Origin of the sequence: Rhizobacter sp., assembly GCA_021153565.1 — a bacterium.
GTDB lineage: Bacteria > Pseudomonadota > Gammaproteobacteria > Burkholderiales > Burkholderiaceae_C > Albitalea.
The window spans coordinates 1-20,943 of the sequence record JAJKJU010000065.1 but is presented as its reverse complement, the minus strand read 5'-3'; the positions used below and the strand labels follow the sequence as shown (position 1 = coordinate 20,943).

Here is a 20,943-nt window from a genome sequence, read left to right as displayed (position 1 = left end):
CCATAGCCCGGGCTATGGCGAGCATTTGCAACGACGAGCAGGGGTCTCTTGGCGTGATGAGCGGGCATGATCGAAATACTCTCAGCCTCTCAGCCTCTCAGGCCCAAGGCATCGTGCAAGCGCCCGGTTGCTTCATGCAGATGTTCCATCGAACTCGCATAGGACAGACGCACATAGCGCTCGCTGCCATGGCGTCCGAAGTCTCGGCCTGGAGTGATGGCCACGTGTGCTTTGTTCATCAAGTCGAAGGCAAAGTCCCAACTGTCTGCAGCGTAGCGCGAGCAGTCGGCCCAGGCATAGAAAGCCCCATCCGGCATGACGGGCACCGTGAGGCCCATGGCGTTCAAGGCCGGCACGAGGTAGTCACGTCGAGTGCGGAATTCGCCGCGGCGGCGTTCGTACTCGGCAATCGATTCAGGCTCGAAGCAGGCAATGGCGGCATGCTGCGCCACGGTGGAGGGGCAGATGTAGAGGTTCTGCGCGAGGCGTTCGATGGCCGGCACCAGTTCCTCTGGCGCTACGAGCCAGCCCAAGCGCCAGCCAGTCATGCTGAAGTACTTCGAAAAGCTGTTGATCTAGATCACGTCGTCGCCGTAGGCAAGCGCACTGTGGCCGAACCGGTCTTCATAGCTGAGGCCGAGGTAGATCTCGTCGACGATCGTGAAGCCCCCACGGCTGCGAACAGTTTGAACGATGCGCCCCATCTCGTCGGGGTCGATGGACGTGCCGGTCGGGTTTGATGGCGAGGCGAGCAGCACGCCGCGGGTACGGGCCGACCATGCCTTTTCAACGCCCGCCGCGCTCAACTGGAAGCGTTCTTCCGAAGAGGCGGGAATCAGCATCGGTACGCCCTCGGCAGCCGCCACGAAGTGCCGGTTGCAGGGGTAACTCGGATCGGGCAGCAAGACCTCGTCGTCGCGGTTGACGAGAGCGAGGCAGGCGAGCTGCAAGGCGGCCGATGCGCCCGCGGTGACGACGATGCGTCGCGGCGCGATGTCGAGGCCGAAACGCGTGGCGTACCAGGTGCTGATGCACTCGCGAAGCGCAATCAGCCCGGTGGCATCAGTGTACTGCGTGCGACCGGCCCGAAGCGCTCGCTCAGCGGCGTCTTGCACCAGCGGCGGCGCGGTGAAGTCCGGCTCGCCGATGTTCAGGAAGATCATTGGCGAATTTGCACACGCCGGGCTGCGCGCCAGCTCGGACGCCGCCTTGGCGCACTCCATCACGTAGAAGGGTTCGATGTGATCGAGCCGGCTGGCGAGTTTCATGTTCGGCGGCTCGTGCGTGCCGCTTCGACTTCCGCCTTGCGCAAATCGGCGGCCGCCTTGTCCAGCACGCCGTTCACGTACTTGTGCCCATCGGTGCCGCCGAAGCTCTTCGCGAGTTCAACAGCCTCGTTGATCGCAACCTTGTAGGGCACGTCGGTGCAATGCTTGAGTTCATACGCGCCGATCATCAGAGCTGCGTGCTCGATGGGCGAGAGTTCGGTGGTCCTGCGGTCCACGTGACGCGACAGCACGCCGTCCAGGTCGGCTGCTTCGTTGATGCAGCCGTGAAGCAGCGCGTCGAAGTGCGCGGTGTCGATCTTGTCGAAGCCTTCGTGCTCGCGCATATGGGCCTCGATCACGCCAGCATCTGCGCCAGAGATCAACCACTCGTACAGCCCTTGCAACGCCACTTCTCTCGCGCGGCGTCGCGTCGAGTTCGCCTGTGGACGCTTGCCTGCCTTGGTCGCGGGCTTCTTGTTTTGTTCTGGGCTCACGACAAGTCTTCCATCAAATTCGCCATCTCGACGGCGACACGGGCGGCATCGCGCCCCTTGTCCTCGGCTCGCGCCCAGGCTTGCTCTTCGGTCTCGACCGTGAGGATCGCGTTGGCCACCGGAATCTGGTGGTCGAGCGACACACGGGTCACGCCTGCGCCGCTCTCATTGGCCACCAACTCGAAGTGATAGGTTTCGCCGCGGATGACGCAGCCCAGCGCGATCAACGCGTCAAATTCTTCGCTGTCGGCCATGCTCGCCAAGGCGATGGGGACTTCAAGGGCACCCGGCACCTTCACGTGGCGGATGTGCTTGTGCGATACGCCCACCGCCTGCAGCTCGGCCGTGCAGCTTTGCGCGAGCTTGTCGGTGATGGGTGCATTCCAGCGCGCCTGCACGATGCCGATGCGCAGATCGCGCCCATCGATTTCGACTTTACTGCCCTTGTCGGCCTCTTGCATTCTGGTGTTCCCGGTTCAGGTGTTGGTGGATGTGGTCGGCTCGACGAAGCCCGTGACTTCGAGGCCGTAGCCCACCATGCTCGGCATGCGGCGGGGGCTGCCCAGCAGCTTCATCTTGCTGATGCCCAGCTCACGAAGAATCTGCGCACCCACGCCGTAGGTGCGAAGGTCCATCTGCCCGCGCTGGCGTTCGGCGCGCTCGTCGTGGGGCAGCATGTGGTCCAGCATGGATGCCACGTCCTCGCCACAATTGAGCAGCAAGGCGGCCCCGCGCTCGGCGTTGTGCAATGCGGCCAGTGCCTTGGGCAGCGGCCAGGAATGTCCGCATTGGCCGGCGTCGAGGAGGTCCATCACCGACAGCGGCTCGTGTACGCGCACCAGCACTTCGTCTTGCAGCGTCCATTGGCCGCGGGTGAGGGCGAGGTGCAGGCCGCCGGTACGGTCGCGAAAGGCTGTGCAGTCGAACTCGCCTTGCGCTGTTGCCAACTTGCGGTTGCTGATGCGCTCGACCAGCGTTTCGTGGCGGCTGCGGTATTCGATCAGGTCGGCAATGGTGCCGATCTTGAGTCCGTGTTCTTTGGCGAAGACTTCCAGGTCCGGCAGGCGGGCCATGGTGCCGTCGTCTTTCATGATCTCGCAGATCACGGCGGCTGACGTGAGGCCGGCCATGCCCGACAAATCGCAACCCGCTTCAGTGTGGCCGGCACGCATGAGCACGCCGCCGTCTTGCGCCATCAGGGGAAAGATGTGTCCGGGTTGGACGAGGCTTGATGCGGTGGCGTCTTTTGCGACCGCGACCTGCACCGTGCGCGAGCGGTCTGCTGCGGAAATGCCGGTCGTGACACCCGTGGCGGCTTCGATCGACACCGTGAACGCCGTGCCGTGCCTGGTGCCGTTGCGGGTCGCCATCGGCGGTAATTGAAGCCGTTCGCAGCGCTCGCGCGTCAGGGTGAGGCAAATGAGGCCGCGACCGAACTTCGCCATGAAGTTGATGGCCTCGGGCGTGACGTGGTCGGCTGCGAGCACCAGATCGCCTTCATTTTCGCGATCTTCCTCGTCAACGAGGATGACCATGCGGCCGGCGGCGAGCTCGGCAATGAGCTCAGGAACGGGGGAAATAGCCATGTGTGGGATTGTAGGCGGCGCATCAAAGGGTGATTGCCCCGGTGGTGGCCGTTCCCCATGGATTCCGCAGCACAGTCCCCTCCGGTCCAATCCGCGAATGTGCCTTTCGAAAACGCCGATCCCGGATTTCAACCGGGCGGCACCTCAGTCTTGCCCAGCATCCTCGCCACGTAGCGCGCGATCAAATCCACCTCGAGGTTGACCTTGTGCCCGACCTTCAACTCACCCAAGGTCGTGTGCGTCAAGGTATGCGGAATCAGGTTGATGCTGAACTCGCATCCCTCGGATGAATCGCTCACCCGATTGACGGTGAGGCTCACGCCGTTGACCGTGATCGACCCCTTGTAGGCGAGGTACGACGCGATCGACTTCGGCGCGGCGACTCTCAGTTCCCAAGACTCCCCCACGGGCGCGAAGTGCGTCACGACCCCCAGGCCGTCGACATGTCCGCTCACGATGTGTCCGCCCAGGCGGTCATGTGCACGAAGCGCCTTTTCGAGGTTGACCCGTCCCGGCTCCGACAGGCCGGCGGTCTTGTCGAGGCTCTCGGCTGAAATGTCGATGGTGAATCGATTTGTCGTCGTGTCGAACGACGTCGCTGTCATGCAGGCGCCGTTGAGAGCGATGCTGTCGCCGAGTTGCACGTCGTCGAGATAGCTCGGCGGCGTCTCGATGACGAGTCGCTTGCCGTGGGTCGCGTCGGCGCCCAGCGCCTGCACATGAACGATGCGGCCGAGGCCGGTGATGATGCCGGTGAACATGGGGCGATTTTCTCTCTGTGGGCGATCAAAGGTTGCGCAGTCGTCAGAGGCTGAGAGTATTTCGAGCGTGTCCGAGCAGCACGCCAAAAGGCCTCTGATCTAGGCGCGAAGCACAGCCATAGCGGGCTATGGCGAGCATTTGCAACGACGAGCAGGGGTTTTTTGGCGTGATGAGCGGGCATGATCGAAATGCTCTCAGCCTCTCAGGTAAGCGGTCTGGCAAGGATGCGCAGATCGGAGCCGATGTGTGTCACGCTGACGTAGCGCAACTCCAGGCTGTCTTCGAGGGCCGTGAACGGGCCGAAGGCGGCGAGTTCCCGGCCCGCACCGAGCAGCTTGGGCGCCATGTAGATCAGGAACTCGTCGACCAGTCCTTCTCGCACGAAAGAGCCGTTGAGCTTGTGACCGGCTTCGACGTGGAGTTCGTTGATCCCGCGGCGGGCGAGGTCGGTGAGCATGGCGCTCAGGTCGACCTTGCCGTTCGCGTTTGCGGCGACAGCGACATCGGCACCTTGCGATTCGAAAGCTGCCTGTCGATCACCATGCGCCTGCGCGCAGTAGATGAGCACCTTGCCGGGTGGCGCGAGGATGCGTGCCGTGGCCGGCGTCTCGAGACGCGAATCAACGATCACACGCAGCGGTTGGCGTGGGGTATCGACCAGCCTCACGTCGAGCCGTGGATCGTCGTCGAGCACAGTGCCCACGCCAGTCAGCACGGCCCCTGCGCGCTTTCGCCATGCGTGCCCATCGGCGCGCGCTGCTTCACCGGTGATCCACTGGCTGACTCCGTTGAGCAGTGCAGTGCGGCCATCGAGCGACACGGCGGCTTTCATTCGGACCCAGGGCCGTTGCCGCTCCATGCGCGAGAAGAAGCCGATGTTGAGCTCCCGCGACTCCTGCGCGTGCAGGCCTGTCACCACGTCGATGCCGGCGGCGCGCAGCCGCGCCGCGCCTTGGCCTGCCACGAGCGGATTCGGGTCTTCGATGGCCATCACCACGCGTGCGACGCGGGCGTTGATCAGTGCGTCGCAGCAAGGCGGTGTGCGGCCGTGATGCGAGCACGGCTCGAGCGTCACGTACACCGTGGCACCGGCCGCGATTTCGCCGTGCTCTACTGCGTCGCGCAGGGCCATGACCTCGGCATGCGGGCCGCCGGCATGCTGCGTGTGACCGCGGCCGATCACGTGGCCGTCGGATGCCGCAATGACGCAGCCTACGCGCGGATTCGGCTCGCTCAGGCCCACGGCGTGCTGGGCCAGCGCCAACGCCTCCCGCATCAGTTCGTCGCTGTCGTGCATGGCTAGGGTTGGTGTTGCACCGTGGTCAGGTCCGCGAACACGGCCTCGCCCTTGGACGCGACAGGGCAGGGCTGGTTGCCTCGCACGATGAGGAAGTTCTGTTGCATCAGCGAGCGATCCACGTCTTTGTACTCGTTTGGATGTTCTGCATTGCTGTCGATTGCGCCGCTGCCATCCTGGTCCGCGGAATAGCGGCAGACCTTTCGGTCCGTGGCCGCGGTGCCCAAGGTCCAGCCCCGCGGCACGAGGCTGCTGCGGCCGGACCAGCGACCCGCGACAGGCGCGATGACGCAATGGTAGGCGACGACGCGAGTTGCCGCGTCGGTGACGCAGATTGGCATTTCCGGCTTGCCGGCACCGGTGATCGTGAGATTCATGTCAAAGAGCAGGGCGGCATCGGCCGGATGTGCCGCGTCGGGCGGCACGTCGAGCGATACACGGACGATGCCGCTCAGAAGCATGCCGCGCATCGGTGTGCAGTCCACAAGCTTGGCGGTATCAAGTTCCGAGTTCCGTACTGTCGCGGCCACCTGATCGCATCGCGAGGTGACGAGGCCGCTAGCGTTGTCGAACACGAAGGCCAGGGTGCCTGTTTCCGAGGGCTTGAAGGCACTCGATCCGTTGCCGAGGTTCCTGGCTTGAGCGGGGATGGCAGGCGAACGGTCCCATACAGGCCGCATCGGCTTGAGATGCTGCACGAGAGTCAACGCGCCCGACAGGCGCGGCGGCGTGCCTGCGATCACCGATTCCAGAATGACGTGCTGACGGTGGCCCAGCCGGTCGGGCCAATTGACGGAGACGGACGCCGTGCGAAAGCCGTTGCCCTCGGAAATGCTGCGTTCGACATGAAAGCTCGTGTTGCCGGATCTCTCTCTGCTTGGGGCGATGGTCGCGGAGGCGCTGGAGATGTCGCCGTACGAATGCTCATTCATTTCAGTCGTCGTGCTCGTGAACGAACGCAAGGACTCCATGTCTTCTTGCGCAATCCGCACCGCCTCTGATCGTTGTCGCGCGATGTCCGAATGGAGCCGCAGATGGCTCTGCAGCTTGGACATGCCGAGCGTGCCCAGCGACAGGACGAGGAAGGCAATGAGCGCTTCGACGAGGCTGATGCCGCGCTGAATTCGTCGTGTTGAGGTGCGCATCAAAAGTCTTTCCAAGTGCCCGGCAGGCGTGCGAAGCTGTTCGCTCCCGTCTTCAGTGTGGCAAGCACGGCGGGGTCGTAGATGAAGTCGGGCGAGGCGTCGCCGTCGTAGGTGGATTCAGAAATCGCAGCGCCGCGGAGTTGCCCGCCGGCTGCGCCTTGCCACGACAGGTTTGCGGCATAGACCACGCCGGCGATGCGAACCGGACCGGTCACGCGGAGCGATCCTGTCGCGACGATGAGGATGGGCTGTTCGCGGCTGCCGATGGTGAGCGGGCCGGTCAGTTCGGCATCGCCGTCGATCCAGATCAACCGGTGGCCCGAGGAGAGTGCAGTGCTCATGGCATCGACGCAACTGCCGTTGCAGCGAAGCGGCTTCACGGTAGGCTGCTGCTTCCACAGCGTCTTGTCGATGCCGAAGAACGAAACGAAGAATCGATCGGCTGGAAGCGCGCTGAGCGATGCGTCGTTCTCGACGATGGACCCTTCCGGTGACGAACCGGGCGCCGTCGTGAGCCGCGCATTTGGTGCGATCACTGAACGCCCGGCGTGAACGCTCAAGCCACCCGACGCCGCGTCTGCATTGTGAAGGCCGAGGCTTGAGTTTCCGGCGTTGACCGTGTCCCTCGTCGTGAGTGGAGCGATGGGCAAGGTGGCGATGGCAGGCCATGCGCCGAACGTCGTCTGAACGTGCGCGACGGCATCGGTTTTGCCTCGGGCCGGAAAACACTCGCCCGCGAGGCTCGTGCAACCGACGGCGGTGACGTGCACTGCGCCGGCCTGCGCGTCTGGCGAGAATTCGATGGCGAATGCCGGCCAAGCGGTGGGGTCTGCCGACAGGTCCAGCTTGGCGTCGCGAGGGCAGGCACAGCGCCAGGATTCGCTGGTTCTCACGCAGACTGCTCGCAATGCACTCACGCGTCCTGCATCGGACACGGTGACGGGGCGCAGGGCACCGGTAGGCGGGTCAGACGTCAGATAGCGTTCGTGAAAACTGGCCGATGCATCCGCGCCTTCAACACATCGATTGTTCAAGCGCCGAGGATTGTTCAGCATCGCAGTGGCCCATTCGAGTCCCGCTTCGGCGGCCTCGAAGGCTTGCGTCGATCGGTATTGATTTGCCGAGGCGCGCTGCTCGAAGAGATGGTTGCGATTCGCATAAGCGGCTACCAAGGTCATCACGAAAATGAGAATCAATGTCACCGCCAACGTGGCGCCACCACGCTGGTTCGAATGGAAGCACCTCATGCCGAGCACGCCCCGACAACTGCGTCGTTGCGGACGCGCACCTGGCTCGTGAGAGTGCGCCGCACCTTGCTGTCCGCGTTGGCCCGCCCCGTGATCGCCACGGTGAGACTGCGTACCTGCAGCGTTGGTCCGCAGGCGCTGGCACCGTTCGCGCAAGCTTTCTCGCACATGCCTTGCAATGACAACTCCTGGACCTCCGGTGTCACTGCGAACGACACGACGCTCATGGTCCCAACGTCGGTCAAGGCCTGCCAGCTTCCGCCGCCGATGAGCATCTCGATGACGCCATTGCGAAGGCGAAAGCCGAACTGCTCGTTGTCGTCAACGCTGTTGTTCTCGGTGATGTCGCGCGACATGCGAAAACTCACTGCGTCGGATGCAGCGAGCGCGGGAGAGATGGCGGTGTACGGATTTTCGGGGGTGGAGGCTGAGGCGTGCATCCGCGCCGGCGCACCGCCCCAATAGCCCGAACGCCGTAGATCGCGTGTGATGATGTCCATGCTCGTGCGCAGGTCCTGCATCAAGCGGCCTTCGACGAGCATGGCCCGCTGTTCGCGGATTTGCCCGAGGAGCAACACTGCGGCGGCGGCAACGACGACGAGGCCGATCGCCAGACCGATCATCAACTCGACGAGCGACATGCCACGCTCTCGGCGGCGGTTCAAATGCGCCAGCATTGCTTGTTTGCCGCCGCGGTGTTGGAAAGGCCCGCGTCCGGGCCGGAGAGATAGCTGACGTTCCAACCATCGACGAAGATCTGCATGTGGTGGCACGTGGTATCCGAGGCTTGCACGCCGCTTGCGACAGCTTGTACCCGGAACCCGGTCTCGCTCACGGAGGCGACCGTGAGTTCGTACTGCCCGGACGGCGTGCGTGCCGCCAAACCGAGCTCTACGAGGCTGCCATAGCTCGAATGGTCGGATCGGTAGCGTTCCTCGGCCATCTGCAATTGCATGAGTGCGACTTGCGCATCCAAACGGCGGGCTTTGTAGACGACATTCTGGTACGTCGGGTAGGCGATGGAAGAGATCACGCCTGTGAGTGCTACGGCACACATCATTTCGATGAGGGTGAAGCCTGCGGCCTTGCGAAAGGAGAGAAGGGATTTCATGTCACCCCTCAGCAAACCGCATAGCCCGGAACGGGCGCGGTCTCGACTTTCGGCGAACAGGTGCGTACGCGACCCATCACGTTGACCACGTGATGCACCGCGCGGCGGCTCGGGGCGATCACTTTGAAGGTGCCGGCTGGCGTGCTCGTGCCGTGCATGGGGTCGAAGTGAATTGAACTCACGTTGCTCTCAAGTGCGAACTGGTCCGCGGCAGGCAGCGTGACGGTCTTCAGTTGCTGCGCATCGCCCGCGCATTCCGCCGGGCCAGAAGACTTGCAGGTGCATTGATTCGCCATGCCGCTGTGAATCACGTAGCAAGCGCCCCACGCATGCGACTGCACGCTGAGTCGCAAACCGGTGTTTCGCATGACCGACTCTGCGCGCGTGAACTGGATGTCGGTCGCGAGCTGCGCCGCGATGCCGTCGAGTCGCTGCTTCTCGATGAAGCGGTTGAAGCCCGGTGCGGCTGAACTCACCGTGATGATGCCGATTGCCATGACGACGCCCGCTTCGATGAGCGTCACGCCTCGTTGTGTGCGATGTGTTCGCATGTCCCCTCCAATGATTTCGTAGAGCGGGATTGTGCGAATTGTTACGCAGTATTGCGTCCCCTTGAGGTGGGGGCCGAGGCTCGTTCAGGTGGGGGTGTCCAGTGCCGGCACGAGGCCTTGGTCCGGGCTAGCACAGGCTAGAGACGCTAGCCTTCGTGTGTTCGCCATTCGCTTGCTTGATCAGAGCGCATTTCTGCGCCGTGAGCAGAAGACTGGTGGACGCCTATCTGGGTTGCGAGTTGGGGTCGGCTGTACCTGCGCATAGCACGTCGGAAACCATCGCGACAAGCTAGAGCGCGGCGCTCGGCAACCGCGGCTTGGATGCGACAGAAACTTCGCATTCGCATACATACCTTCGCAACGAGATCCACGACCCGGGCGGGCGAGAGACAGACTGAATCTGTCGCCATCAATGCATCTATTGAAACGACGAAGACCTGCCTTTGGCTGCAAGGCTATCAGCGTGGTCGAAATGAATCATCAACCAACTTTGGAGCACCAAATGAGCAAACTGATCAAGCGTCTTATCGCTATCTCCGCTGCCTTCGTTCCGGCCTTCGCTGCCATGCAGGTTCAAGCCGCTACGCACCACCAAGCAACGGCTCTTCATCATTTCGTGGGGAACGAGACAATACCAAGCCTGACCGAAGCGGGTGACTTGCTCAATGCCGCGCCCTGGAGGCGTTGCAGGGGGCGCTTGTGTGGCCTGAATATCTGACGGCAGAGGGCGACCCCCGAATTCCTGGGCTCGGGAGGGCCTGAGTGTCCCTGGGTCGTTTCGAACTTTTATTCAGCCGGTCACTGAATGAATACTCCGGCTGCCGGAAGAGACGCCGCTGGCCGAGGATGTGGTTGTGTACGCGCCCGCGGTGGGCAACTGGGCTGGCCCACCGGACAAGCCTGTGGACAATCGGCTGCGCCGATGCCCCAGTTGCCCACCGCTCCTCGACAGCTGACGCCTTGCGTATGGACAACGAAGAGACGTTGCCCACGCTCCAGTTGCCGTTGCCACAATTTTGATTTTCTTGAATTGCATTCGAACCAGGCACTCTCGCCCGGAGTCCGGCACAAGCTCAACGTGTGCGCTGCGCGCAAGTCGAGTTGTGGTGTTGTTCATGCGGCCAACGTCTGGTCGTCTATCGCAGTCGAATGCGCCTTGGACGATGCAATCGCGCTCAGGATTGAGCGTCACAAGTCCGGTGGGCGACCAGTCTCGCGTGGCGCCCGACCAGCGCGCCGGATGGCTCTCGCGGGCCTGAAGGTACAGGGCTATGGCGCGCAGCCAAGGAGGGCGTGATCTTCGCCGTCATGGCGCTGCGCCGGGCTGACGTAGCGAATGCCGCTATGGCGATGGTCGATGTTGTACCAATGCACGAAGCTGGCTGCCCAACTGCGCGCTTGCTCAAGATCGGAGAAGCCTTTGGCGGGGAACTCTGGGGGTACTTGCGCTGACGCGTGGACGGCTTGCCGTTGATGACGCTGGCGAGCACCGTCAATGCGCCAGGTGGTACCAGTCCAGCACGAGAGCGATCGAAAGTCTGGGGTCAGGCGCATTCCCGCAAGTACGAACCAACGTACTCGACGGACGTTTGCGTGAGGACTTCGCGCGCTGGTACCCATGTTTCGCGGCCAACGATTCAGCCAGCCTTGCAGGAATGCGCCTGATCCCACACTTTCGATCGCTCTCGATGTAATCGGGTTCTGCCGTGGATGTTATAGGTCGGCTACAGCTAGATGTCTCTGATCAACTGCCTGAATTCGTCGACGTCTTCAAAGCTGCGATAGACCGAAGCGAAGCGCACATAGGCCACCTTGTCGATGCGCTTCAACTCACGCATGACGAACTCGCCGAGCTTGGTCGAAGGTACTTCCTTTGTGCCGCTGTTGAGCAGCTTGTCTTGAATGCGTTCGAGCGCGGCGTCGATCTGCTCGACGCTCACGGGTCGTTTGCGCAGCGCCAGGGTCATCGACGCATGGATCTTCGCCGGATCGAACTCGGCGCGCGTACCGTCCTTCTTTACCACCGACGGCAGCGCGATTTCAGTCCGCTCGTAGGTAGTGAAGCGCTTGTCGCAGCTCGGGCAGCGCCGTCGCCGGCGCACGACATCGCCTTCGTCGGATTCGCGCGTCTCGACGACCTGCGTGTCTACGTGGCTGCAGAAGGGGCAACGCATCAGGAGAGAGCCCGCAGCATGAGATGTCGCGGGCCCATGGGCTTAACGATAGACGGGGAAGTCACGCGTGAGGGCTGAGACTTTCGCGCGCACGGCCGCAATGTTCGCCTCGTCGTGCGGGTTGTCCAGTACGTCGGCGATCAGATTCGCGGTTGCGATTGCTTGTGCTTCCTTGAAGCCGCGCGTGGTCATCGCGGGCGAACCCAGGCGGATGCCACTGGTAACCATCGGCTTTTGCGGGTCGTTGGGAATGCCGTTCTTGTTGCAGGTCATGTGGGCCTGGCCGAGGAGCGCTTCGGCTTCCTTGCCGGTGAGGTTCTTCGGGCGCAAATCGACCAGCATCACGTGCGACTCGGTGCGGCCGCTCACGATGCGCAAGCCCCGTTGGGTCAGTGTGTTGGCGAGGGCTGCAGCGTTCTTGACGACCTGCTGTTGGTATGTCTTGAATTCAGGCGACAGCGCTTCCTTGAACGCGACTGCTTTGGCGGCGATGACGTGCATCAGCGGACCGCCTTGAATGCCGGGGAAGATCGCGCTGTTGATCTGCTTGGCGACATGGTCCTTCATGAGAATGATGCCGCCACGCTGGCCGCGCAGGCTCTTGTGGGTGGTCGAGGTCACCACGTCGGCGTGCGGCACCGGGTTTGGGTACACGCCTGCCGCGATCAGGCCGGCGTAATGCGCCATGTCTACCATGAAGTAGGCGCCGATGTCCTTCGCTACCTTGGCGAAACGCTCGAAGTCAATGCGCAGGCTGTAGGCCGAAGCGCCCGCGATGATCAGCTTGGGCTTGTGCTCGTGGGCGAGGCGCTCCATCTGCTCATAGTCGATGGCTTCGTTGGCGTCGAGGCCGTAGCTGACCACCTTGAACCACTTGCCGCTCATGTTGAGCGACATGCCGTGCGTGAGGTGTCCGCCTTCGGCGAGGCTCATGCCCATGATCGTGTCGCCCGGCTGCAGCAGCCCGAAGAACACGCCTTGGTTGGCCTGCGAGCCGGAGTTGGGCTGCACGTTGGCGTTCTCGGCGCCGAAGAGCTGCTTGATGCGGTCGATCGCGAGCTGCTCGGCGATGTCGACAAATTCGCAGCCGCCGTAATAGCGCTTGCCGGGATAGCCCTCGGCGTACTTGTTGGTGAGTTGAGTGCCTTGCGCGGCCATGACGGCGGGCGAGGCGTAGTTCTCGGAAGCGATCAGCTCGATGTGTTCTTCCTGGCGCTGGTTCTCGCGCTGGATGACGGACCAGATTTCCGGGTCTACGGATGCAATGGTAGATTGGCTACGGTCAAACATGTTTGGCAGTCCTTCGTCAGCAGAGACCTGCGATTGAAAGCGTGGCTGACACGCTGTCACAGGCTGCCCAGGCGAACGGCTGAAACGATGTGCCCACAAGCTGCCGGACACCTCGTCTGCACTTCCTGGTGGTTCACCACCTCAGACTCGAAAGATTGAGTCCCATCGCCAGTCGCGCAGAGCCGTGAGTTTACTCGACGCCTGCGCCATCTGATGTGTCAGGTCGGGCCTTTGCCGAGCAATGCGACCTTTTCAGTCTGCGGCGTTTCCTCGGCCGTCGCCGAGATCGGAGCGGCTGCAGCATCGACCTTCGCCTGTACGGCGATCGGCGCCGGATGCGCCACGTTGATCGCCACGATCTTGCCGCCGGCCACCAGGCGCAGGTGGCCTTGCTCGGCCAGCACCTTGCCGGCGTAGCCGCCGTCATCCGGCAGGTTGCTCGCACCGACATAGAAGCGCAGACCGGCTTCCAGGCTGCCGGCCCTCGCAATGCATTCCTTGAGCACTTGGGCACCTACGCGGAGGTTGGTGACCGGGTCGAAGGCCGCAAAGTTGCCGCCAAAGGCTTCGTACTTGTCGTCGTGGACGTGGGTCATGACCTGCATCAGGCCTTGCGCTCCTACGGAGCTCTGGGCAAAAGGATTGAAGCTCGATTCCACCGCCATGATGGCGAGGATGAGGGTCGGATCGAGGTCGACGCGGGCACCAACCATCCAGGCTTCTTTGACCAAGCGGCTGATCGGCTCCGGTGCCACACGGTATCGGCGAGAAATCCATTGCGCGACGGCGGCTTGTTGGTGCGACAGGCCTTTGGGGTCAGCCGCGGTGGCGCGAGACACAGCGTCGGCATCGGCTAGCGATGCGGCGATCAGTTCGGCCGGATCGGTGCGTGCTTCCTCGCGGGCTTGCAGCCAGTCCAGGGTCTGGGCCTCGATGCTTTGGCGAAGGTCGGCGCGACCGCCGACGAAAAACAAGGCACCAATGGCGAGGAGGCCCACCAGAGCGAGCGTGTTGTGGCTGACCTCGAGCAGGCCGTGGCCCACGTCTCGGATGAAAACTCCGGCAGATGCCATGGAGGCGTTGCCAACGTGGCGGACTTGCGCAAACAAACTGCATAGCGCTGTCATGTCTTCCTTTCTTCATCGCACTCCGGCGAATGCCCGCTTTGCTACTGCTTGGCGGGGGTGTCGGAGCGACGGTGATAATCGGCCTGCAAGCCCGGCACCGAGAGAGCGGTGCAGACCTTGACAAGCCTATCGGCAGCGTTGGGCCCTCTGCATCCCAGGGATGCGGGGCACGGGTTATCCCTGATCTGCGTCAGGAACCGCCGAATTCTAGGAAGCCAAATCATAACCGGTCAAGGTTATGAAGCTCACTTATAACTACTTTTTGATATGAAATATCGCGACTTGCGGGACTTCATGGCCGCTCTCGAGAAGCTGGGCGAGCTTCAGAGGCTCGCAAACCCAGTATCGGCGCGGCTTGAAATGACAGCGCTCAGTGACAAGGTTCTGCGTGCCGGTGGTCCGGCTCTTCTGTTTGAGAACCCCTGTGGTTACAAAATTTCGGCCTTGACGAACCTGTTCGGGACACCTAGACGAGTCGCCTTGGGCATGGGGGCGAATGAAGTGAGCGAGCTTCGCGAAGTCGGACAGATGTTGGCGAGCCTCAAGGAGCCGCAGCCGCCGAAGGGGCTCAAGGATGCCGGTCGCCTGTTACAGATGGTCAAGGCGCTGTGGGACATGAAGCCGGCCAGCGTGCGAAGCGGTGCTTGCCAGGAAGAGGTGCGGGAAGCGACTGAAGTCGATTTGGGGATCCTTCCGGTCCAGACCTGCTGGCCTGCAGATGCCGGGCCGCTCATCACCTGGGGACTCGTCATCACCCGAGGCCCGCAGTCGGTCGCCAATCCGCGCCGGCGGCAGAACCTGGGCATCTATAGACAGCAGGTCATCGCCCGCGATCAGGTCATCATGCGCTGGCTTGCACATCGTGGAGGGGCACTGGACTTCCGTGACTTCGCACTCGCCAACCCAGGGCAGGCGTTTCCGATCGCGGTGGCTCTGGGGGCGGATCCGGCGACCATTCTCGGTGCAGTCACGCCTGTTCCGGACACGCTTTCTGAATATCAGTTCGCCGGTCTTTTGCGAGGAAGCCGCACCGAGGTCGTCGACGCCGGAGTGGGCGAGGGCGGGCTGATGCTTCAAGTGCCGGCCAGCGCCGAGATCGTGCTGGAAGGGTGCATTCCGACGGCGACGACTGGTTTCACCGGCGTGAGCGAACACGGCGTGAAGCTCAAGGAGGTCGGAGGCTATTTATATGCATTGGAAGGCCCGTTCGGCGACCACACCGGCTACTACAACGAGCAGGACTGGTTTCCAGTGTTTGAAATCGCGCGCATGACATCGCGGCGCGACCCGATCTACCACTCCACCTATACAGGCAAGCCGCCTGACGAGCCGGCCGTGCTGGGCGTGGCATTGAACGAGGTCTTCGTCCCCATTTTGCAAAAGCAGTTTCCCGAGATCGTCGACTTCTACCTGCCTCCGGAGGGATGCAGCTATCGGATGGCGCTCATCAGCATCAAGAAAAGCTACCCGGGCCATGCCAAGCGCCTGATGTTCGGCCTGTGGAGCTTCCTGCGGCAGTTCATGTACACCAAGTTCATCGTGGTGACGGACGACGACGTCGACATCCGGAACTGGCAAGAAGTGATCTGGGCCATCACGACTCGCATGGACCCGGCACGCGACACGACGCTCGTCGAGCAGACGCCCATCGATTACCTCGACTTCGCGTCTCCCGTCAGCGGCCTGGGGGGCAAGATGGGGCTCGACGCCACCAACAAGTGGCCCGGTGAGACCCAGCGCGAGTGGGGGCGGCCGATCAAGATGGAGGCAGAGGTGGAGCGGCGCGTGTCGGCGGTGTTCGACGACATCATGAAAAAGCAGGTGCGCGGCTCGCCAGAATTGACCGTTCGTCCGGGGACGCAGGGAGGGGAGTGAAATCCAACCTTGATCTCGCGAGACCGATGACCTAAGTTTGAAAGGCCTGCATGCAGGCATCCGCAATGGCGCAATCTTTGCGCGCCAGAGGCCCTGGACTTCAATCCCTCCAGAGCCTCAACCGGAGGCGTCAGCCTCCCAACCCCTCCCGCTATCAGGCGCGGAGGGGTTTGTCGCTTTTGGGCTATGCCGGAGTCGGAAACCCCGCATTTAAGCGATGACCTGTTCTCCGTCCAACGCCTCGATAAGGTTCGGAATCAGCTGACTCAACTCACCCGTGGCGATCGCCACGTCCGTATCGAAGCCACCCTCTTGCGCCGCGGCGCCTTCGAGCACCACGTCGAGCAGCTTGATCTTCTTGATGGTCATCGCCTCGGTGAGCACGAAGGACACCCGGTTGTCCCAGGTCAACGCCAGCTGCGTGGGCACCTTGCCTTGCTCGATGTGCAGCCCAACCTCGTCGATGTCGAGGTTGTGGCGCGCGTACTTCACGAGCGCCTTCTCGCTGTCGGGTTGCTTGAGTTCGCATTCGCGGTCGACGCTGAAGCCGGCGGGTGCTTCCTTGCTCTTGAGCCACTGCGACATTGCGGTGGACGGCGACGATTCGGTCTGCAAGAGTTTCAAAATGATGCCGCCGCCCAGCACGTCGACGAGGAGTGTCACGATGCGGTCTGCCTTCTTGGTGCTGGCAGCATCGACGATGACGAGCTTGGCTTTTGCATCGATCCATACGAGGGTGCTTGATCGCTTGGAGAATGCGCGCGGCAACAGCTCGTGCACGATCTGTTCCTTCAATTCCTTGGCACGCTTGCCCTTGGGCCGCCGGCCTGTGTCGGCCTCGATCTTGTCCAACTCGGCCTCGAGGCGAGTTTTGACTGCGGAACTGGGTACGGCCTTGGTCTCGATGACGATTCGCATCATGAGCTGGCCGCCGACCACTTCTACCATCGGCCCGTGCTTCTCGCCGCGCGGCTCAACCCAGCCGAAGGACTCGGCCTGCGATGCGCCGCATTCGGCAAAGCGGTTGGCGGACAGCTTTTCCTCGAGCACGTGGAGTTCGGGCTGATCCCATTGAGTGATTCGATAGACGAGAGCGTTCTTGAACATGCGGTGGCTAAACCAAAAAGAAAAAAGCGGCCTGACGCTGCCGCGTCGCACGGGATCCAGGTCGAGTGGCGACGCAGGTCAGTGCCGGAAAAGAGGGAGCCGCATGGTACCCGCCGCGCGGAATCGGTCGTCGTCGAAGAGGCTGAGAGTATTTCGAACTTGTCCGAGCAGCACGTCAAAAGGCGCCTGATCTAGGCGCCAAAGCGCAGCCATAGCTTGGCAATGGCGAGCATTTGCAACGACGAGCAGGGGGCTTTTGGCGTGATGAGCGGGCATGATCGAAATACTCTCAGCCTCGACGTCCTTGCGAGGCGCCGGGAGCGTTCTATCGTGATGCGGCGACGGCTTTCGGCGCTGTCAGCTTTGGAGCGCGCAACATGCAATTCAGCTGCTGGAATTCGACGACCAGATTCACCGGGTCGGATCTGCGGCGCGCTCTGCTTGTCAGCGCAGCCGTGCTGCTGCCAGCATGTATCGGGGTCACGATGGTGTCGGCCGGCTCCCCTGCTGGGGACTCGGACAAAACCAAGCTTGAAGTTCGTGTCGACGGCATGCATCCCGGAGAGATAAAGACCTTTGCATTTGAAGGCCGACGTTTCGTGATCGTTCGAACCACGGACGACATGCTCGACGATCTTCGCGACCAGACGCGGAACACCTGGAGCCGGCGTCCAATCCCAAGCGATCGGACCGAGTTTCTGGTCTTCGCAATGACCGCGGCGCCGACCGGATGCACAGTCCTTCACGCGCCGAAAGGATTGCCGCGCTATGCGCCCGATCGCGTGTGGCAGGGTGGGTTTTACGACTCCTGCCAATTCGGCGAGTGGGACTATGCGGGTCGCAGCATCAAGCAGTACGAGGACCAGGACGAAACCATTCGTCGCCCCGATCTCGAGGTTCCGACCTTCGAGATCAAAGGCCAGACCACCTTGCGCATCGTTCGATGAGTTCGCGCCGGCTGCGGTCGGTGGTCGGAATCTACTCAAGCGTAAGGTATGTGACGTGAAGCATTGCGCAGCACCGGGCCAAACCAACCCAACCCAACCCAACCCAATTCCAAGGCCCATATCAGTCACCTCTGCCCGCAGGACCACCGCCTCCACCATGAGAGACGAGTAGTCTTCGGGCAGCCCGGCAAGCGCCTCGATGTCCCCGGCCGCTAATCCGATGTGTCTCGGAATGGCATCCAGCGGCATGACCTTCTCTTCAACCAGCAGGTCAATGGTTCGACGAAGCAGGCCGGCTGTTCGGGCCTGCGATCATCGTCGCCAGGTTCCGATTTCGCACCCCAGCGGGCAGAGCGGCGCTTGAACAGAATAAGAGCACCATCATCCAGCAACTCAAGTGCCTTCAAACGCATGGCTGGTGCGCTCCAAGGCCGGCGTCACGCTACATCAGTTGGAGGCGCAGGCCCTCGTGCAAACCGATCTGGCCGCCGCCCAGGCGATGCAAAAGGCCAAGGCCGAGTTGTTCGCAAAATTCAACGCCACATCGCTTGAAAAACAGCCCCGCGCCTGAGGCAAAGCGGGCCGCTCACAGGATTGCTAACAGACCGCGTGCACGCATTGGCCGTGCAACGAAAGCGATGAAGGGGGTACGAGACACGGGCGAAATGTTTCGTTTTGTCTTCAGAAGGTTGCATTCGACGAAATAACGGAACAAACTCCACCCATGCTCTCCAGTACCCATACTCAGCGCGTCCTCGATCTGGCCAGCCAGAAAGGGCTGCTGCGCGCCAGCGACCTGGACGCCATTGATGCGCCCCGGGTCGTCCTGACGCGCCTGACTGCCGCCGGTCTGCTGGAGCGGATTGGGCGTGGTCTGTACCGCCTGCCGGACTCCCAGGGATCCGAACATGAGAGTCTGGTGACCGTCGCCACCAAGGTGCCGCAAGCCGTGTTATGCCTCCTCACTGCGCTGCAGTTCCACGAGCTGACCACCCAACTGCCGCGCCATGTCTGGATTGCCATGCCGCGCGGCAGCCATGCCCCACGGTTCGACTATCCTCCGGTCAAGATGGTGCAGTTCACCGGTGAAGCCTACATGGCAGGCGTCGAGGAAGTTGAACGCGATGGCGTCAAGCTCCGGGTCTACGGCGTGGCCAAGACGGTGGCGGACTGTTTCAAGCACCGCAACAAAATCGGCCTGGACGTCGCGCTGGAGGCTCTGAAGGACGCCCGCGCCCGCAACAAGGCATCGGTCGATGACATCTGGCGCTTCGCCAAGGTCTGCCGCGTGGCCAACGTGATGCGGCCCTACCTGGAGAGCATCGGATGAACCCCGCCAATCCCAACGTCGCCCCATCCGTCCGTGCGCGCCTGCTCAACGTTGCCAAAGCTCAGGGTGTCGATTTCAACCAGGTGCTGGTGCGATTCGCGCTGGAGCGCATTCTTTATCGCATGACCCAATCGCAGCACGCGGACCGCTTTCTGCTCAAGGGCGCGCTGCTGTTCACGCTCTGGTACGACATGCCCCACCGGGCCACGCGCGACGCCGACCTGCTCGGCTTCGGTGCGAGCGATCTGGCATCGGTCGCCGAAACCTTCCGCGACATCGCTGCCGTGGCTGTAGACGACGGCATTGCATTTGACCCCGCCTCGGTCACGGTCGAGGAAATCCGCAAGGAAGCAGGCTACGGCGGCGTCCGCGTGATCATCGCGGGCGAACTAGCCAAGGCGCGCTGCAAGACGCAGATCGATGTGGGCTTCGGCGATGCCGTCACACCGGCACCGGTGGATTCGGTCTATCCGGTCCTGCTGGACGATCTTCCCGCGCCCAAGTTGCGGGCCTACCCGACGTACACGGTCATCGCGGAAAAGCTCCACGCCATCGCCCTGCTGGGCATGACCAACAGCCGCCTGAAGGACTACTTCGATCTGTCGGTGCTGCTGGAACGAGAAACACTGAACACCGATTTGCTGGCCCAAGCGATCAAAGCCACCTTCGAGCGGCGCGGCATGTCCGTGACCAATGCAGTGCCGATTGGGCTGACGGACGAGTTTGCACACGATTCCTCGCGGCAGTCGTTGTGGCTGGCGTTTCTGAAGAAGAACGAGCTTCCCCCCGAGCCCCTGCCTGCCGTCGTGGATCGGTTGCGATCGGCCCTGGCACTCGCGTTGAACCGAGCCGCTCTTTGAACACCGCCTATCGACCTGTTCAAGGCGAAGACCGCGAACAATGGGAAGCCGGAGTACGAGGGTCCGCTGCATGCCTACCGAGCACTCGTGAAGTCCAAACGGCGCCAAGGCGTGTACTGGATGCCGCGCGCATCCCCGGACCTCGCTTCGCCCTGATGGTTTGCTCGTCCAAGCCGATCGGCGAACTCAAGAAACCGACACAAGCAGAAGTCGTTGTCACGCAAGGCGATGTGCGTGTCGGCGAAAAAGTTGGCGGAGATTTCCAGAGAACAGAGGGCAGAAAAGGGTGGAACTAGCCACCACGGACACCGGTTCTGACCACCCCCTGGCACACAGAATGCGCGTGAACCCCGCGTACCGTGCGGGGTCTGGAAGTGAAAACGCCCAACCGAGAACGGTTGGGCGTCAATTGGTGGTGGAGAGGAGGAGGATCGAACTCCCGACCTCCGCATTGCGAACGCGGCGCTCTCCCAGCTGAGCTACCCCCCCACTGCGTTCACGAGTCTAACAAAAAGCGCTGTAGGAATGAATGCCCGCGGCGGGCTCGCCACTGCGGTAGAAAGCGGGCTGCGCCCACGATTACGCTCGAGAAGATGATGCTGTGCTGTAACTGGGAAACGTCGATCGCGACCTGCCGGAGTTCGAGACCAAGGCCCTGACGCGTTCAGGTGAGTCTTTTCCAATTCAGGTATGAGCCTGGAGCGGCCTGAGATCGGCGACGCGAAGCGAGTCGATCTGTTGTAGACGAGGGCAGTGTATTGGGGCCCGGGAT

General features: G+C 62.4%; 20 protein-coding genes, 1 tRNA gene, 2 pseudogenes and 1 riboswitch. Of the genes and pseudogenes, 6 read left to right on the top strand and 17 right to left on the bottom strand.

Going from position 1 to position 20,943, the window contains the following annotated elements:
* Positions 1 to 89: 89 nt before the first annotated feature.
* The 11 genes and pseudogenes from AC30NL_RS04190 to AC30NL_RS04140 all read right to left on the bottom strand — a co-directional run bounded on the left by AC30NL_RS04190 (position 90) and on the right by AC30NL_RS04140 (position 9,461).
* A pseudogene (locus tag AC30NL_RS04190) lies at positions 90 to 1,268 on the bottom strand (pyridoxal phosphate-dependent aminotransferase).
* Complete coding sequence (gene nusB / locus AC30NL_RS04185; protein WP_489462754.1) at positions 1,265 to 1,762, bottom strand: transcription antitermination factor NusB; 498 nt, start codon at positions 1,760 to 1,762, stop codon at positions 1,265 to 1,267. The pseudogene AC30NL_RS04190 and the gene nusB overlap by 4 nt, the downstream one beginning before the upstream one ends.
* Positions 1,759 to 2,223: a 6,7-dimethyl-8-ribityllumazine synthase gene (gene ribH / locus AC30NL_RS04180; RefSeq protein ID WP_489462753.1), complete on the bottom strand. Its 465-nt coding sequence runs from the start codon at positions 2,221 to 2,223 to the stop codon at positions 1,759 to 1,761. Before ribH ends, nusB begins: the two co-directional genes overlap by 4 nt.
* Positions 2,224 to 2,238: 15 nt before the next feature.
* A complete protein-coding gene (gene ribBA / locus AC30NL_RS04175; RefSeq protein WP_489462752.1) occupies positions 2,239 to 3,348 on the bottom strand; it encodes a bifunctional 3,4-dihydroxy-2-butanone-4-phosphate synthase/GTP cyclohydrolase II in 1,110 nt (369 codons plus the stop codon).
* A gap of 128 nt (positions 3,349 to 3,476) precedes the next feature.
* Complete coding sequence (locus AC30NL_RS04170; RefSeq protein WP_489462751.1) at positions 3,477 to 4,109, bottom strand: riboflavin synthase; 633 nt, start codon at positions 4,107 to 4,109, stop codon at positions 3,477 to 3,479.
* A gap of 203 nt (positions 4,110 to 4,312) precedes the next feature.
* Entirely contained in the window at positions 4,313 to 5,407 is a 1,095-nt protein-coding gene (ribD, locus tag AC30NL_RS04165; RefSeq protein ID WP_489462750.1) for a bifunctional diaminohydroxyphosphoribosylaminopyrimidine deaminase/5-amino-6-(5-phosphoribosylamino)uracil reductase RibD, read from the bottom strand.
* A 2-nt stretch (positions 5,408 to 5,409) separates the two neighbouring features.
* Positions 5,410 to 6,552 carry a type IV pilus modification PilV family protein gene (locus tag AC30NL_RS04160; RefSeq protein ID WP_489462749.1) on the bottom strand — a complete coding sequence of 381 codons (1,143 nt, stop codon included), beginning with the start codon at positions 6,550 to 6,552 and terminating at the stop codon, positions 5,410 to 5,412.
* Positions 6,552 to 7,799, bottom strand: coding sequence for a pilus assembly PilX family protein (locus AC30NL_RS04155; protein WP_489462748.1), 1,248 nt, complete (start codon positions 7,797 to 7,799; stop codon positions 6,552 to 6,554). The genes AC30NL_RS04160 and AC30NL_RS04155 overlap by 1 nt, the downstream gene beginning before the upstream one ends.
* Positions 7,796 to 8,476 (bottom strand): prepilin-type N-terminal cleavage/methylation domain-containing protein, encoded by a 681-nt coding sequence (locus tag AC30NL_RS04150; RefSeq protein ID WP_489462747.1) that lies wholly within the window; start codon positions 8,474 to 8,476, stop codon positions 7,796 to 7,798. The genes AC30NL_RS04155 and AC30NL_RS04150 overlap by 4 nt, the downstream gene beginning before the upstream one ends.
* Positions 8,461 to 8,910: a type IV pilin protein gene (locus tag AC30NL_RS04145; RefSeq protein ID WP_489462746.1), complete on the bottom strand. Its 450-nt coding sequence runs from the start codon at positions 8,908 to 8,910 to the stop codon at positions 8,461 to 8,463. Before AC30NL_RS04145 ends, AC30NL_RS04150 begins: the two co-directional genes overlap by 16 nt.
* An 8-nt stretch (positions 8,911 to 8,918) precedes the next feature.
* The gene (locus AC30NL_RS04140; protein ID WP_489462745.1) at positions 8,919 to 9,461 is read right to left on the bottom strand and encodes a GspH/FimT family pseudopilin; all 543 of its coding nucleotides are present in this window, start codon (positions 9,459 to 9,461) and stop codon (positions 8,919 to 8,921) included.
* Between the two features lie 502 nt (positions 9,462 to 9,963).
* On the opposite strand from AC30NL_RS04140, the gene AC30NL_RS04135 reads away from it, so the two are divergent.
* Positions 9,964 to 10,179 carry a hypothetical protein gene (locus AC30NL_RS04135; protein WP_489462744.1) on the top strand — a complete coding sequence of 72 codons (216 nt, stop codon included), beginning with the start codon at positions 9,964 to 9,966 and terminating at the stop codon, positions 10,177 to 10,179.
* A 450-nt stretch (positions 10,180 to 10,629) separates the two neighbouring features.
* On the opposite strand, the pseudogene AC30NL_RS04130 reads toward AC30NL_RS04135, so the two are convergent.
* The 4 genes and pseudogenes from AC30NL_RS04130 to AC30NL_RS04115 form a co-directional block, all read right to left on the bottom strand.
* Positions 10,630 to 10,898, bottom strand: a pseudogene (locus tag AC30NL_RS04130) (IS3-like element ISAzo10 family transposase); the annotation flags it as partial.
* A 293-nt stretch (positions 10,899 to 11,191) separates the two neighbouring features.
* The gene (gene nrdR / locus AC30NL_RS04125) at positions 11,192 to 11,635 is read right to left on the bottom strand and encodes a transcriptional regulator NrdR (protein ID WP_489462743.1); all 444 of its coding nucleotides are present in this window, start codon (positions 11,633 to 11,635) and stop codon (positions 11,192 to 11,194) included.
* A gap of 42 nt (positions 11,636 to 11,677) precedes the next feature.
* Positions 11,678 to 12,925 (bottom strand): serine hydroxymethyltransferase, encoded by a 1,248-nt coding sequence (glyA, locus tag AC30NL_RS04120; protein ID WP_489462742.1) that lies wholly within the window; start codon positions 12,923 to 12,925, stop codon positions 11,678 to 11,680.
* Positions 12,926 to 12,983: 58 nt separating this feature from the next.
* A riboswitch (ZMP/ZTP riboswitch) is annotated at positions 12,984 to 13,111 on the bottom strand.
* Between the two features lie 32 nt (positions 13,112 to 13,143).
* A complete protein-coding gene (locus AC30NL_RS04115; protein ID WP_489462741.1) occupies positions 13,144 to 13,998 on the bottom strand; it encodes a transglycosylase SLT domain-containing protein in 855 nt (284 codons plus the stop codon).
* A gap of 321 nt (positions 13,999 to 14,319) precedes the next feature.
* Here AC30NL_RS04115 and AC30NL_RS04110 point away from each other — a divergent pair, with 321 nt between their 5' ends.
* Entirely contained in the window at positions 14,320 to 15,927 is a 1,608-nt protein-coding gene (locus tag AC30NL_RS04110; protein ID WP_489462740.1) for a UbiD family decarboxylase, read from the top strand.
* A gap of 210 nt (positions 15,928 to 16,137) precedes the next feature.
* Here the strand turns inward: AC30NL_RS04110 and AC30NL_RS04105 are convergent, their stop codons facing one another.
* On the bottom strand, positions 16,138 to 17,034 hold the full coding sequence (locus AC30NL_RS04105; RefSeq protein WP_489462739.1) for a recombination-associated protein RdgC: 897 nt from the start codon (positions 17,032 to 17,034) through the stop codon (positions 16,138 to 16,140).
* Positions 17,035 to 17,411: 377 nt separating this feature from the next.
* On the opposite strand from AC30NL_RS04105, the gene AC30NL_RS04100 reads away from it, so the two are divergent.
* From AC30NL_RS04100 to AC30NL_RS04085, 4 genes are all read left to right on the top strand, one after another.
* A complete protein-coding gene (locus AC30NL_RS04100; protein ID WP_489462738.1) occupies positions 17,412 to 17,981 on the top strand; it encodes a Rieske (2Fe-2S) protein in 570 nt (189 codons plus the stop codon).
* Between the two features lie 397 nt (positions 17,982 to 18,378).
* Positions 18,379 to 18,552 (top strand): hypothetical protein, encoded by a 174-nt coding sequence (locus tag AC30NL_RS04095; RefSeq protein ID WP_489462737.1) that lies wholly within the window; start codon positions 18,379 to 18,381, stop codon positions 18,550 to 18,552.
* A 153-nt stretch (positions 18,553 to 18,705) separates the two neighbouring features.
* The gene (locus tag AC30NL_RS04090) at positions 18,706 to 19,311 is read left to right on the top strand and encodes a type IV toxin-antitoxin system AbiEi family antitoxin domain-containing protein (protein WP_489462736.1); all 606 of its coding nucleotides are present in this window, start codon (positions 18,706 to 18,708) and stop codon (positions 19,309 to 19,311) included.
* Positions 19,308 to 20,171 (top strand): nucleotidyl transferase AbiEii/AbiGii toxin family protein, encoded by an 864-nt coding sequence (locus AC30NL_RS04085; RefSeq protein ID WP_489462735.1) that lies wholly within the window; start codon positions 19,308 to 19,310, stop codon positions 20,169 to 20,171. Before AC30NL_RS04090 ends, AC30NL_RS04085 begins: the two co-directional genes overlap by 4 nt.
* 413 nt (positions 20,172 to 20,584) lie before the next feature.
* Here the strand turns inward: AC30NL_RS04085 and AC30NL_RS04080 are convergent.
* Positions 20,585 to 20,660 (bottom strand) — tRNA-Ala (locus AC30NL_RS04080).
* Between the last annotated feature and the right edge of the window lie 283 nt (positions 20,661 to 20,943).

What these genes read in the sequence shown, in the direction of transcription:
- AC30NL_RS04100 (WP_489462738.1), top strand. Translation starts at nt 17,412, where the DNA reads ATGCAATTCAGCTGCTGGAATTCGACGACCAGATTCACCGGGTCGGAT.
- ribD (WP_489462750.1), bottom strand. Translation starts at nt 5,407, where the DNA reads ATGCACGACAGCGACGAACTGATGCGGGAGGCGTTGGCGCTGGCCCAG.
- AC30NL_RS04085 (WP_489462735.1), top strand. Translation starts at nt 19,308, where the DNA reads ATGAACCCCGCCAATCCCAACGTCGCCCCATCCGTCCGTGCGCGCCTG.
- AC30NL_RS04155 (WP_489462748.1), bottom strand. Translation starts at nt 7,799, where the DNA reads ATGAGGTGCTTCCATTCGAACCAGCGTGGTGGCGCCACGTTGGCGGTG.
- nrdR (WP_489462743.1), bottom strand. Translation starts at nt 11,635, where the DNA reads ATGCGTTGCCCCTTCTGCAGCCACGTAGACACGCAGGTCGTCGAGACG.
- ribH (WP_489462753.1), bottom strand. Translation starts at nt 2,223, where the DNA reads ATGCAAGAGGCCGACAAGGGCAGTAAAGTCGAAATCGATGGGCGCGAT.
- AC30NL_RS04115 (WP_489462741.1), bottom strand. Translation starts at nt 13,998, where the DNA reads ATGGCATCTGCCGGAGTTTTCATCCGAGACGTGGGCCACGGCCTGCTC.
- AC30NL_RS04110 (WP_489462740.1), top strand. Translation starts at nt 14,320, where the DNA reads ATGAAATATCGCGACTTGCGGGACTTCATGGCCGCTCTCGAGAAGCTG.
- AC30NL_RS04105 (WP_489462739.1), bottom strand. Translation starts at nt 17,034, where the DNA reads ATGTTCAAGAACGCTCTCGTCTATCGAATCACTCAATGGGATCAGCCC.
- AC30NL_RS04140 (WP_489462745.1), bottom strand. Translation starts at nt 9,461, where the DNA reads ATGCGAACACATCGCACACAACGAGGCGTGACGCTCATCGAAGCGGGC.
- AC30NL_RS04160 (WP_489462749.1), bottom strand. Translation starts at nt 6,552, where the DNA reads ATGCGCACCTCAACACGACGAATTCAGCGCGGCATCAGCCTCGTCGAA.
- AC30NL_RS04170 (WP_489462751.1), bottom strand. Translation starts at nt 4,109, where the DNA reads ATGTTCACCGGCATCATCACCGGCCTCGGCCGCATCGTTCATGTGCAG.
- AC30NL_RS04150 (WP_489462747.1), bottom strand. Translation starts at nt 8,476, where the DNA reads ATGCTGGCGCATTTGAACCGCCGCCGAGAGCGTGGCATGTCGCTCGTC.
- AC30NL_RS04135 (WP_489462744.1), top strand. Translation starts at nt 9,964, where the DNA reads ATGAGCAAACTGATCAAGCGTCTTATCGCTATCTCCGCTGCCTTCGTT.
- AC30NL_RS04090 (WP_489462736.1), top strand. Translation starts at nt 18,706, where the DNA reads ATGCTCTCCAGTACCCATACTCAGCGCGTCCTCGATCTGGCCAGCCAG.
- glyA (WP_489462742.1), bottom strand. Translation starts at nt 12,925, where the DNA reads ATGTTTGACCGTAGCCAATCTACCATTGCATCCGTAGACCCGGAAATC.
- ribBA (WP_489462752.1), bottom strand. Translation starts at nt 3,348, where the DNA reads ATGGCTATTTCCCCCGTTCCTGAGCTCATTGCCGAGCTCGCCGCCGGC.
- AC30NL_RS04145 (WP_489462746.1), bottom strand. Translation starts at nt 8,910, where the DNA reads ATGAAATCCCTTCTCTCCTTTCGCAAGGCCGCAGGCTTCACCCTCATC.